At 68.6% G+C, this 12,465-nt stretch carries 9 protein-coding genes; 3 read left to right on the top strand and 6 right to left on the bottom strand.

Features of this window, described 5'->3' with window-relative positions; translation table 11 throughout:
- The 3 genes from G4D87_RS22595 to G4D87_RS22585 form a co-directional block, all read right to left on the bottom strand.
- Positions 1–973: DUF262 domain-containing protein (locus G4D87_RS22595; RefSeq protein ID WP_163784257.1), on the bottom strand; the 973-nt coding region annotated here is incomplete at its 3' end.
- Between the two features lie 526 nt (positions 974–1,499).
- Positions 1,500–2,519: an endolytic transglycosylase MltG gene (gene mltG, locus G4D87_RS22590; protein WP_163784255.1), complete on the bottom strand. Its 1,020-nt coding sequence runs from the start codon at positions 2,517–2,519 to the stop codon at positions 1,500–1,502.
- Positions 2,520–2,606: 87 nt separating this feature from the next.
- On the bottom strand, positions 2,607–3,749 hold the full coding sequence (locus G4D87_RS22585; RefSeq protein ID WP_163784253.1) for a hypothetical protein: 1,143 nt from the start codon (positions 3,747–3,749) through the stop codon (positions 2,607–2,609).
- 144 nt (positions 3,750–3,893) lie between these two features.
- On the opposite strand from G4D87_RS22585, the gene G4D87_RS22580 reads away from it, so the two are divergent.
- Together G4D87_RS22580 and fliB are read left to right on the top strand one after the other, a co-directional pair.
- Positions 3,894–7,106: a TIGR02266 family protein gene (locus G4D87_RS22580; protein ID WP_163784251.1), complete on the top strand. Its 3,213-nt coding sequence runs from the start codon at positions 3,894–3,896 to the stop codon at positions 7,104–7,106.
- Between the two features lie 9 nt (positions 7,107–7,115).
- Positions 7,116–8,399, top strand: coding sequence for a flagellin lysine-N-methylase (gene fliB, locus G4D87_RS22575; protein ID WP_163784249.1), 1,284 nt, complete (start codon positions 7,116–7,118; stop codon positions 8,397–8,399).
- A 3-nt stretch (positions 8,400–8,402) separates the two neighbouring features.
- On the opposite strand, the gene G4D87_RS22570 is transcribed toward fliB, so the two are convergent.
- Entirely contained in the window at positions 8,403–9,023 is a 621-nt protein-coding gene (locus G4D87_RS22570) for a DsbA family oxidoreductase (RefSeq protein WP_240358503.1), read from the bottom strand.
- A gap of 190 nt (positions 9,024–9,213) precedes the next feature.
- On the opposite strand from G4D87_RS22570, the gene G4D87_RS22565 reads away from it, so the two are divergent.
- The gene (locus G4D87_RS22565; protein WP_205507687.1) at positions 9,214–11,256 is read left to right on the top strand and encodes a S9 family peptidase; all 2,043 of its coding nucleotides are present in this window, start codon (positions 9,214–9,216) and stop codon (positions 11,254–11,256) included.
- A gap of 67 nt (positions 11,257–11,323) precedes the next feature.
- On the opposite strand, the gene G4D87_RS22560 is transcribed toward G4D87_RS22565, so the two are convergent.
- Together G4D87_RS22560 and G4D87_RS22555 are read right to left on the bottom strand one after the other, a co-directional pair.
- The gene (locus G4D87_RS22560) at positions 11,324–11,602 is read right to left on the bottom strand and encodes a hypothetical protein (protein ID WP_240358502.1); all 279 of its coding nucleotides are present in this window, start codon (positions 11,600–11,602) and stop codon (positions 11,324–11,326) included.
- Positions 11,603–11,688: 86 nt separating this feature from the next.
- Positions 11,689–12,363, bottom strand: coding sequence for a DUF4142 domain-containing protein (locus G4D87_RS22555; protein ID WP_163784242.1), 675 nt, complete (start codon positions 12,361–12,363; stop codon positions 11,689–11,691).
- Between the last annotated feature and the right edge of the window lie 102 nt (positions 12,364–12,465).

The following is a 12,465-nucleotide window of genomic DNA, read 5'->3' as shown; positions in this document are numbered from 1 at the left end:
TCTGATGGATATGAAAGAATCGGGCAAGGACGACTAGGGGCAGACGGTAAGGAAGGAGTTGGGCATGAAAAATGCCAGCATCCTCAGACAAGAAACTGATTGCATGTCTGAGTGCACTCTCGGTTCTTTCGACTGCCCCAGGATGTCCTCCTACCGCATCACTTTCGCGTCGAGTGAAAGTCTGCCGTAAGTCAAGACCCTCTACGACCTTCAAACATCGCAGGAACCAATCTGGGGTGATCTCGCCGAAGCCCGTTTCTGTTTGTAGCCGAGCACACGCGCTTTGGATTGGCTGAGGTGTTTGGCCGCCAAATAGAGCTTCAAACACCTCGCTTTCTTGCATTGCAACGCCAGAGGTATTTACGCGTTTGAAGATGAGTCGTAATACGTCTTGTGCTGCTCCTTCAACGATATAGGCTGGGATTTGGTACTCGCGCAGAGCCTTGCCAAGCGCGATGGCACGTTGAACCAAATCTGGCCGCCCACTCCGATATGGCCAGTCATTAAGCCAGTTCAGTAGGACGAACGAATCGCCTACAACATTGACCGGGATCCAGTGAGGAGGGGGATCTGCGACTTGACCGCGGATGAATAACTCTTTCTCCAAGTCAAACCAAATGGCATGGATGTCTCCGCGAGGACGTGTGTCTGGGTGGAGCATTGCTCCTGCCAAGGCGGTAATGCGTTGCTGGCCATCTACTACATAGTAGGCATCCGCTACGTTTGGGGCCTCAATGTGAAATGACCCGTAGTGAATGGGGGCCGCTTCAGCTGGTCCCTTAAACAAGAGAAGATCTCCGACAGGAAACCCTCGATAAACACTGTCAAAGAAATCCACTACATGTGCGGAGCGCCACCGAAGAGGTCGCTGGAAGTCAGGTACCCGGATCCTCCCATCCTTCACATGTTGCAACAGCGTCTCGACCATAAATGCACGTGCTTCAGGACGACGCTCAAGCCGGGTTTTCTCCATGATAGCCAAGTGTTAACGCACACCCTCGTACCTAGCAAGAGGGAGCGTACTTGGAACTTTCCTCGGTCTATGGGAGGGGGCGTCTGGTTGGGTGTTCGACCTCGCGCCATCTTGGAACTCTTTTGGGGGGGTATTGCGGTACGGGCCCGCCTACAAATTACTTTGCCATGAGAGGAATTCTCTCTCCCTCGGGAAATCGGCATCAGAATGCGAAAATCGGACGAATAATTTCCGTACTCCCTAATGGCGAAATTGGGATGCGCCCCACGATCGGCGATGCCGGGCTTGGCATCGAGGCCCACGCTGTAGTGGGGCATCGTGATGTGGCGACAGGCTCCTTGCGGATATCTGGGCTCGGCCGACGCCTGGGGGCGTGTTGGAGTAGTGGGAAACGAGCTAGACATACAGGTAGTGGTGCCGACCTTGAGGCCGAGGCCCAATATGTAGTGGGTCGTTGAATTACTCCGACAGGCTCCTGGGTGCCATTCCAGCGTTGTGGGGGCGTGAAGAGCGTGGGAGGACTGAGTTAGTACACGTTGTACTTGCGGCGGAGCGCCTCGTGCTCCTCCGCGTTGCGCGACGGGCGGAGGATGCGCTGCGCGTCGTGCAGGTAGTACCAGTACTCGCTCGGCTTGGGCGCCATCGCGGCCTGGAGCGAGGCCACGGTGGGCGCGCCGATGGGGCCGGGCGGCAGGCCCTTCTTGTGCCGCGTGTTGTACGGGTCCCGCGGATCCCTCAGGCGCTTGAGGAAGGCGATGCGGTCATTCCACCGCGCCAGCTCGTAGCGCGACGTGGCGTCCACGCCGAGCGGGAAGCCCTTGTCCACGCGCTTCCACAGGATGCCGGCGACCAGGGGGCGCTGCTCGGGCAGCGGCTCCTCGCGCTCCAGCATGGAGGCCATCACCACCACCTCGTGCAGCGTGCGTCCGCTCTTCGTGAGGGCCTCGCGGTTGGGCGCGTAGAAGCGCTGCGCGAAGGCGTCCAGCTGACGCTGGATGAGCGCCTCCACGTCGAACTTGCCCGGAATCACGCCGTAGGTCTCCGGGTAGAGGTAGCCCTCCAGCGTGCCCATGGAGGGCAGGGGGAAGGGCGCGGTGAAGCGCTGGGGCTTGCTGGCCGCGGCGATGTACGCGCCCGGCTTGATGAAGCCCGCGGCCACGAGCGCCGCGTCCGTGTCGCGCAGGCGCCAGCCCTCGACGACGACGAACGGGACGTCCTCGGGGATGGGGTTGCCTTCCAGCTCCGTGGCCAGCTCGGCCAACGTCATCGACGGGCTGACCTCATGGCGGCCCGCCTTGGGGGCGAAGCTGCCGCGCCGGTACAGGTGCCAGCGCCACACCCGCGTGTCGCGGATGAGGCCCTGCGATTCGAGCAGCGTGCCCAGGCCGCGCCCGGATGTCCCCTTGGGCACGGTGAACTCCACCACGTCCGCGCCAGGCGGCGCCGCGGCCGAGTGTGCCTGCTGCTCAATCCAGAAGAAGGCGCCCGCGCCGGACGCCACCAGCAGCACGAGGGCTGCACCCAGGACCCAGAGAATCCGCTTCATTCGTGGCGCACGCTATCACCGGATTCGGACCGCGCCTGGGGTTCCAGCATCCAGATGTCGCCTCCTGGGTGCCAGGCGGGCCGGAGGTCAGGCGGCCGGTGCCGGCTCGAGCTTCAAGTCCCGGTTCAACCCGCTGTCCCGGCTCACGCGCCAGATTTTTTGATCCAGGTAGTAATGGTGGAGCGCGAAGCCCCAGATGAAGCACTCCATCAGGTTGCGCAGCGTCAGCCCCGCGCCCAGGGGCACCTTCAAGTCGAAGCCGCCGCAGCCCGGGTGCGCGCCGAAGCCGCAGCCCAGGCCCCGGTACAGCAGCGTGAAGACGACGCCGCACCCCGCGTAGAGGATGAAGCGCTGGCTCACCTTCGGCGCCCAGCCGAACGGCGCCGGGTCCACGCCCGCCGCGTGGTAGCGGTTGCGGTGATAGAACCAGACCACGCCGTGGTACTGCACGTTGTGGAACGCCGTCACCGCCACGGCGAACATGATGAAGTCCATGCGCGCCGCGAAGGGTGGCCAGAACACCCCGGCCGACAGTCCCATCGCCGCGCCCATCATCAGCAGCTTGGGCGCATTCACCTTCAGGCCCGCGCGGTGGCGCCGCACCTGCCGGCCCGCGTAGAGCACCACCAGCGCCAGCACGGCCGCGAAGCAGGCCCCGGCCACCACCGGCTCCCACGTGGGCGGACCCAGCAGGCCCAGCTGCTTGCGCGCGCCCGGATGCGACACCGCGAACGCGACGAAGGGCGCCAGCAGCCCCGTGTACAGCGTCACGCTGTCGAGCCGCCGGTCCAGTGGCAGCGACTCACCGCCCTTGCGCTGGTACAGCACCATGATGCCGTAGTGCTGCCGCACCACGTGCCAGTAGGCCCAGAGCGCCGCCGCCGTCATGAAGAGGGCGAAGGGCAGCTTCGTGCCCAGCAGCGCCGACAGTCCAAATGACGCCGGGCCCACCGCGAACCACGCCAGGCTGCCCAGCAGCAAGCGCCGCCGCGTCCGCCATTCCTTCGCGTCCAGATAGGTCCGCGACACCGTGGCGAACAGGTGCGGCCCATCCAGCGCCAACACCCACGCCCACCACAACACCAGGCTGCTGACGCCGCCCCAGACATGGAGTCCGACCAGCGCCAGACTCACCCCGAGGCCACCCCCGGTGGAAATCAAGTCGTGCCGCCGGTCGACGAGCCAGCCCGCGCGTGCGGGGACTGGGACTGCGAGAGGGATGGCGCTCATGAGGGCTCCCGAGGGACGCCGCCGAGGATATAGGAAGGTGCAGGTAGGCGGTCTGCCCACCTGTCAGCGCCCATTCGCCGGGCAGGGGACCAAGGGGTCAAAACCTACTTGAGCGGCGGGTCGCGTACCGCGATTGTCCTCGCCATGGATCAAGGCAGGCGCACCACGGACAGGAAAGCAGTTGGCCTGCTGGTGAAGCTGAAGCACGAGAGCGTGGGGAGCTTCGCGGAGGAGTTCGCCACCAACCTGAGCCCGGGTGGGATGTTCATCCGCTCGCGCACCCCGCAAGCGGTGGGGACCCCCGTCAAGTTCGAGGTGCAGATTGCCGGAGGCGTGCGGGTGCTGCGTGGCTCCGCGCTGGTCCGCTGGGTGCGCGAAGTCGGTGACCCCGCGGGGCCTCCGGGCATGGGCCTGCAGTTCGAGGAGCTGGACACGGCGAGCCGCGCGCTCGTCGACATGATGTTGATGCGGAAGACCGTCGCGGACTCCAACGCGTCCGCCGTCCAGCCCCTGCCCGCGATTGCGCCGTCCGTGGCACCCGCGATTGCGCCGTCCGTGGCGCCCGCGATTGCGCCGTCCGTGGCGCCCGCGATTGCGCCGTCCATCGCGCCCATGGCGCAGGCCCGTCCCGCGTCGCCGGTTCAGGCCCGTCCCGTGTCCCCTGTGCACGCGCGCCCCGCCGCCGCGCCCGCGGAGGTGGGGGGCATCGCGCTCGACTCCCTGTTCGATGACCTGGAGCCGGAGGGTGGTTCCTCCGCGCCGGTCCTGGACGAGCCGTTCGACCTGGGCCCGCCGGTGGAGGCGGAGCCGAGGACACCGCCTCCGAGCCGCGTGCCCGTCTCCTACTCGCCGCCGCCTCCGGTGGCCGCTGACGATGTGGACATTCCGCTCGACGAGCTCATCGCGAGCACGCCGCCACCGTCCGTGGGCGCGCTGGACATCGACGAGCCACTGCCGGGCTTCGAGTTTGAAATCGAGAGCCCGGCGGGGGATGCGCCCGTGGCCATGGGCGCGCCGCTCGACGAGCCGCCCATCGAGGTCGGAATCTCCCTGGAGGTCGAGCCGGCGTCGTCCGCACCGGCGGGAGGTGGGCCCTTCGAGTTCGAGCTGGACCTGGGGGACGCCATCGCGGAGCCGCCTCGTGCGCCCGCGGCGCCGCCCGCGCGCGTGGCGCCTCCGCCAGCACCTGTCTCCAGTGGAGGCAGCTTCGAGTTCGACCTGGACCTGAGCGAGGTCGAGGCCGCGCCCTCGCCGCCGCCGCCGCGCGCCCCGGTGGCGCCCAAGCCGCCGCCGGCTCCGGCCGCGTCTCCCGCGGCTGGCATCGAGTTCGACTTCGACCTGACCGAGGATGTGCGCCCCGCGCCGCCGCGCGCGCCTGCTCCGGCGAGCACGGGTGGAGGCAGCATCGAGTTCGACCTGGACCTGTCCGAGGACATGGAGGAGGTCCCTCCCGTCGCGCCGCCACCGCCTCCACGCGCGGCGCCCGCGCCGGTGCAGCCGCCCGCGGCGTCCCGTCCTCCGCCTCCGCCGCCCGTGGCACCGCCGCCTCCGCAGGGGCTTCCCCAGGTTCGCCGGGAGGCGCCTCGGGCACCGGAGCAGCCGGTGGCACCCTCGGTGCTCGCGCCCGCCGTGGCGAAGGCCGCCGCGCAAGCGCCCGGTCTGGATGAACACGGCCTGCCGAAGACGGTGTTCCTGCCTCCGCCGGGGCCGCTCAGCGGCACGGGGCCCGTCATCGGCATCGACCTGGGCACCACGAACTCGTGCGTGGCGTTGCTCTCCAACGGCCGGCCGCTCGTGCTGCGCTCGCGCGAGGGCTACAACACCATTCCCTCCGTCATCTCGCTCAACGCGCAGAACAAGCTGCTGGTCAGCCACCGCGCGAAGAACCAGCTGGTGCTGCGTCCCCAGCACACCATCTACGGCGCGAAGCGGCTCGTCGGACGTCCCTACGACAGCGCCGTGGTGAACCAGGTCCGCGAGCGCTTCCACTACGACATCGTCCCCGACTCCGCGGGCCGCGCCGCCGTGCGGCTGGCGGACACGGCCCTGTCGCTGGAAGAGGTGCAGGCCATCATCCTCCGCGAGTGCAAGGAGATGGCGGAGGCCCACCTCAACCAGAAGGTGGAGCGCGCGGTGGTGACGGTGCCCGCGTACTACTCCGAGCCGCAGCGTGAGGCCGTGCGCAAGTCCGGCATCCTCGCGGGCCTCAAGGTGGAGCGCATCCTCAACGAGCCCACCTCCGCGGCGCTCGCCTACGGCCTCAACCGCGACCTCAACAAGAAGGTCCTCGTCTACGACCTGGGCGGCGGCACCTTCGACGCCACGATTCTGAAAATCGAGAAGAACGTCTTCGAGGTGCTCGGCACCGGCGGCGACATCTTCCTGGGCGGTATCGACTTCGACAACCTCATCGTCGACTACCTGCTGGCGCGCTTCCAGGAGAAGGAAGGCATCGCCTTCACGGGTGACGGCATCGCCCTGTCGCGCGTGAGTGACGCCGCCGAGCGCGCGAAGATGGGGCTGTCCGAGCGCAGCACCTTCGAGGTCCACATCCCCATGTTGATGATGGACGACACGGGCAGGCCGCGTGACTTGCGCGTCGTCCTCAGCCGGCAGGAGCTGGAGAAGATCTGCGAGCCGCTGCTCAGCCGCACCATCGACGTGGTGCGCGACGTGCTCCTGGACGCGAAGCTGAAGGCGGCCGAGGTGGACGACATCATCCTCGTGGGTGGCATGAGCCGCATGCCGCTGGTGCGCGACAAGCTCAAGGGGCTCTTCGGCAAGGGCCCGCAGGCCAGCGTCAACGCGGATGAAGCCGTGGCCCTGGGCGCGGCGCTCTACTCGGGCTCCGTGGACAAGGTGAGCAGCGTGGTGCTCATCGACGTGCTGCCGATGACGGTGGGCGTGGCCATGCCCGGCGGCGCCTTCAAGCGCGTCATCGAGCGCAACAGCCCGCTGCCCGCGCAGCGCTCCTTCGCCATCAACACGACGAAGGACAACGAGGCCTTCCTGGAGCTGTCCATCTTCCAGGGCGAGGACAACCACATCTCCGCCAACGAGTACCTGGGCACCGTGCGCATCGAAGGCCTGCCCAAGGGGCCCAAGGGCTCGGTGCGCGTGGCGGTGACGCTCAAGCTGGACTCCGAATGCGTGCTGCACGTGGAGGCGCGCGAGTACTCCACGCGCAAGGAAGTGAAGGCCACCTTGGCCACGCGTTACTCGCCGGAGGAGCTCCAGAAGCAGCTCCAGGTCAGCAAGGAGTCCGTGAAGGCCGCCGAGGACCGCCGTGGCGCCGACCTCAAGGAGCGCGCGGGTGGCTTCTGGGGCTTCGTGAAGAAGGCGCTGGGCCGGAAGTAACGCACCGCCATGACGGCCACCGCGCCCCGGTACATGACGCGCTTCAGGTGCCTCGCGGACGCCTGCGAGGACACCTGCTGCGCGGGGCTCGTCGTGCTCGTCAGCGAGCCGCGCCTGCGGCACTTGAAGCAAGCGGTGGCGGGCGGCCCGGACGCGGAGCGGGTGGAGGCCTTCATCCAGCCGGAGCCCTGCGCCAGCCCCGGCGACGAGGCCGTCATCGCGAAGCGCGAGGACGGGCACTGCGTGTTCCTCGACGCGCGCAAGACGTGCTCACTGCACCGCGCCTACGGCGAAGCCGCGCTGCCGGACGCGTGCGCCACCTTCCCGAGAGTCGCCACGCGCTGGGCGCACGGGCTGGAGGTGACGGGCTCGCTCGCGTGTCCAGAGGTGGCTCGGCTGTGCCTGCTGGCGGAGGACGCCGTGGACACCGTGCCCGTGTCCGAGGACCTCGCGCTTCGTCCCGAGGTTGCGCGCTCCCTGGGCGGCGGCGCTTCCGAGGACGCGTGGACGCGGCACGCGGAGGCCGTGCGTTCCACCGCGCTGTCGGTGCTCCAGCGTGGCGAGCTGCCCTTCGCCGCGAGGCTCTTCGCGCTGGGGCAGCTGGGCCTGAGGCTGGACGGCTTCTACTTCCAAGGCACGGAGGTGTTTCGCGGCGACGCGCGTGAAGGCGCGGAGGCCCTGCTGGCGGAGGTGCTGCGGGCCTTCTCCCTGCCGGAGGCGCTGACGGCGCTGCACGGTGGCTTCGCGGCGCTGGCGCTGCCGGGAGGCCCGTGGGTGGGCATCTGCGCCGCGGCGCTGAAGTCCCGCCTGGGCGCGGTCCGGAGCGAGCGGTTCCACGCGCTGGTGGAGCGGGTGCTGGAGTCCTACGGCGGCGCGGACCTGTTGCCCGACGACGCGTGGCGCCGCTACGCGGAGCGCCGTGAGCGGCTGTCACCCGGGCTGTCACAGCGGGTGGAGCAGTACCTGCGCCACCACGCGGTGAACCACTGGCTGCGTCACCCCTTCACCGACGCGCCGCGGGTGCTGGACTACGTGTTCCGCATGGCGCTGCGCGAGGCCGTCGTGAGCTGGACGCTCTTCGGCCACCCCACGGTGGTGGCGCTCTGCGCGGAGGGCGCGGCGGACACGGCCGAAGCCCGGGCCCGGCTCGACGCCGCCGCGGTGGAGTGCTTCCAGCTCATCGCGAAGCACGTCGAGCAGGCGCCCCAGCTCCACGCGCTGGCCCAGGGGCTGGCGGGGAGCGGGGGCGACGAGACGCTCGGCCGGATGCTCGTGCTGCTCAAGGGGCTCTGACGCTCAGGGCCGCGCGCGGGGCGTCGCGCCGAGCCGCCGCATGGCCTCCTGGAACACCGGGTACTCCTGCGCGCCCTGGAGGCCGAAGCGCTCCCCGACGACGAACGTGGGCACCGCGTTGACGCCCAGGGTCCGCGCCTCCTGGATGGCGTCCTCCACGACCTTCGTGTAGCGGCCCTCCTCGACGACGCGCTGCACCGCGTCCGGGTCCAACCCCGCCTCCTGGGCGGCGCCGCGGAGCGTGTCCCACTGCCAGAGGTCCTGGCCCTCGCTCCAGTAGCGGCGCAGGAGGGCGGCGTGGAAGGGCTCCAGGCGGCCCTGCTCACGGGCGTACTCGGTGGCCTCGTGGGCGCGGCGGGTGGACGGGATGAGCTCCCGCATCACCAGGGTGAGCCCGGCGGACTGGGCGCGGAGCTTCAGCGGGTTGTTCGGGTCCTTCATCTTCTCGCGCACGTAGTCGGGCAGGGGGAGGCCCTCGGGCGGCGTCTCCGGGCGCAGGTAGAAGGGCCGCCAGTCCACCTGGACGTCGTACTCCTGCTTCAGCTTCTGGACCTCGGCGTAGCCCACGTAACACCAGGGGCAGACGTAATCGGACCAGACGCGGACGGTGATGGGCTCGCTCATGGGGCCGTGTCTAACCGCGTCGCAGCGCCGCGTCATGACGGAGTGCGCCGGGGACGCGCGTGGGTGGCACCCTGGGTACGCGGAGGTGGACAGCGCGGGCCGTAGCAGGCAGCGTCCACCCCCGACAACCGTGCCCGTGACGCGCCCCTCGGTTGGGGTGACGGCGGGGCGACTGAACCAGGAGACTCCCTTGTCGCTGTCGCTTCTCGCGGCCCTGGCCCTGAGCGCCACTCCGGCGCCGGCCCGGCCCCAGCCGTTCACCCACCACGACATGATTTCGCTGCGCCGGTTGAGCAGCCCCAGCGTCTCGCCGGACGGCAAGCAGGTCGCCTACGTCCTGCGCACCACGGACATGGAGGCCAACCGGGGACGCACCGACTTGTGGCTCGTCGGCGTCGGCGTCGACGGAAACGCCGCGCCACGCCAGCTCACCTCGCATCCGGACGCGGACTCCGAGCCCACCTGGGCGCCGGATGGCAAGAGCCTCTTCTTCCTGTCCTCGCGCGGCGGCTCCTCGCAGGTGTGGCGGCTGGCCGTGGACGGCGGCGAGGCCGTGCAGGTGACGAAGCTGCCCCTGGACGTGGGCGCCTTCCGCGTGTCGCCGGACGGCACGCGGCTGGCCGTGGCGCTGGAGGTGTTTCCGGACTGCCCCACGCTGGAGTGCACCCCGCAGCGCGAGGAGGAACGCTCCAAGCGCAAGGCCACCGGCCGCACCTACGACAAGCTCTTCGCGCGTCACTGGGACACGTGGAAGGACGGGCGGCGCTCGCACGTCTTCGTCGTCCCCGTGGCCGGCGGCGCGCCCGTGGACGTGATGAAGGGCATGGACGCGGACAGCCCCTCCAAGCCCTTTGGTGGCGCGGAGGAGTTCACCTTCACGCCGGACAACAAGAGCATCGTCTTCGCCGCGCGGGACGTGGGCCGCGCCGAGGCCTGGTCCACGGACCTGGACCTCTTCGTCGCGCCGATTGATGGCAAGGCGAAGCCGCGCAAGCTGACGGAGAAGAACCGCGCCACCGACACCAGCCCCGTCTTCAGCCCGGACGGCAAGACGCTGGCCTACCTGGCCATGTCGCGCCCCGGCTTCGAGGCGGACCGCTACCGCGTCATCCTCCGCACCTGGCCTGGCGGCCAGGAGCGCGTGCTCACCCAGGACTGGGACCGCTCCGTGGGCAGCCTCGCGTGGAGCGCGGACGGCAAGACGCTCTTCGCCAGCGCCGGGCACGTGGGCCAGCAGCCTGTCTTCGCGCTGGACGTGGCCACGGGCAAGCCCACCCAGTTGACGAAGGATGGCGCCGCGGGCGCGCCGCAGCCGGCCGCCGGAGGCCGGCTCGTCTATGTGTATGACGACCTGGATTCTCCCGCGGACCTGCACGTGATGAACGTGGATGGCTCGGCCTCGCGCCAGCTCACCCAGGTGAACCAGGACGCGCTGGCCCGCATCCGCTTCGGCGCCTTCGAGCAGTTCTCGTTCCCCGGTTGGAACAACGAGACGGTCCACGCGTACGTCGTGAAGCCGGTGAACTTCGACCCGAAGAAGAAGTACCCGCTGGCGTTCCTCATCCACGGTGGGCCGCAGGGCTCGTTCGGCAATCACTTCCATTACCGGTGGAACCCGCAGGTGTACGCGGGGCGTGGCTACGTGGCCGTCATGGTCGACTTCCACGGCTCCACTGGCTACGGGCAGGCCTTCACCGACTCCATCTCCGATGACTGGGGTGGCAAGCCGTTCGAGGACCTGCAGAAGGGCCTGGCCGCGGCGCTCAAGCGCTACGGCTTCATCAACAAGGACAAGATGTGCGCGCTGGGGGCGAGCTACGGCGGGTACATGATCAACTGGATTGCCGGTAACTGGCCGGACGGCTTCAAGTGCCTGGTGAACCACGACGGCATCCTCGACGAGCGCATGGGCTACTTCGACACCGAGGAGCTGTGGTTCCCGGAGTGGGAGCACAAGGGCACGCCGTGGGAGAACCCGGAGGGCTACAGCAAGCACAACCCGATTGAGCACGTCGCGAAGTGGAAGACGCCGATGATGGTCATCCACGGCGGGCAGGACTTCCGCGTGGTGGAGACGCAGGGCCTGGGCACCTTCACGGCGCTCCAGCGGAAGGGGATTCCCTCCAAGCTGCTCTACTTCCCGGAGGAGAACCACTGGGTGCTGCGCCCGGCCAACAGCGTGCAGTGGCACGATGAGGTCCTGGGCTGGTTGGACCAGTGGACGCGCAAGTAGTCACCGCGTGATGTCGTAGGACTCGGGACTCGCATCGTGAGGTGCGGGCCCCGCTGTCGTTCATGCCTCAGGGAACGCCCATGCAGGCGCCGATGCAGGCGGTGCGAATCTGCGAGCAGGTGTGGCCGCCGAGGCAGTCCGCGCATTCGGCGACTTTGTCCCGGCGGCGGTCCTGGTCCTGCCGCTCCATCCAGGCCCTGAGGTCGTCCTCGCACGACTGGACGTCGAGCGTGTCCGAGAAACACTCCTTCCGTTTCTCGCAGAGGGTGTCCGTGTCGCTGAAGCAGCCGGTCAGCAGCGCGCTCACGGTGACGGCGAAGGTCAGGGTCAGCGTCCGAGGCATCATGCGAGCCATCATGCCCCGTGCGCGTCCCCGGCTTCATCATCGGGATTCAGGGGTGTACGGCGTGGGAGCGCGCGCCGCGCGTCGGGTCAGGGCTTCGGCGGCGCTTCGTGCGCCGGGCCGGAGCCGCCCACGCCCGTGTCGCCTTCCAGCTTGCCCAGCATGGACCAGGCCTGGTGGCGGTGAGCGGGCACCTGCTTGCTGAGGTCCTGGAGCATGGCGGCGAGCTCGGGCGTGGCCTTGGGCATGGCCTTCTGGGCGGTGAGGACCATGCCCAGGACGGCGTCATGTCCCGCGACCTGCGAGGCCAGATAGGCGGAGTCGAAGGGGGCGCCGCGGATGACCTGGAGCTGCTCCAGGGTGGCCTTGTTCTTGGCCATGGAGGCTTCTTCCGCGTCGTTCATCGGCTTGGGGGCTTCGGCCAGCTTCAGGCCCTTGCTGCGCGCGTAGGACGTGAGCTTCTGGTCCAGCGCGGTGTGCGCCTTCATCATGATGGCGCCGAACGCCTTCACGTCCGGATTCTGCGAGCGCTGCTGGGCGAGCTGGCCCGTCTTGATTTCGTTCTGGTTCGCCAGGTGCAGCCGGTCGAGCAGCGCCTTCTCGTCCGTGGGGGCGGTGTAGCCGCGGTAGGTGGCCATGCCCTTTTGAACGGACACCGCGTCCTGTTGGGAGGGCGGGCTGTCGGGCATGCCGGACTGCGCGAAGGACGCGCCCTGGGTGAACAGCGAGGCGGCGAGGACGAGCCCCGGGAGGGGATGTTTCATGAAGTGCAGCTCCTTGTGTGGGGGAATGCGGGCGCGCACGTTGGAGCGGCGTTGGCGCGAGATGCACGGCACGAGAGGACGTGTTCGTGCGCCACTTCACGC

This window comes from Myxococcus vastator, from assembly GCF_010894475.1.
Lineage (GTDB): Bacteria > Myxococcota > Myxococcia > Myxococcales > Myxococcaceae > Myxococcus > Myxococcus vastator.
Note: the sequence above shows the minus strand (reverse complement) of the source record. Positions and strands in the feature narration are given on the sequence as shown.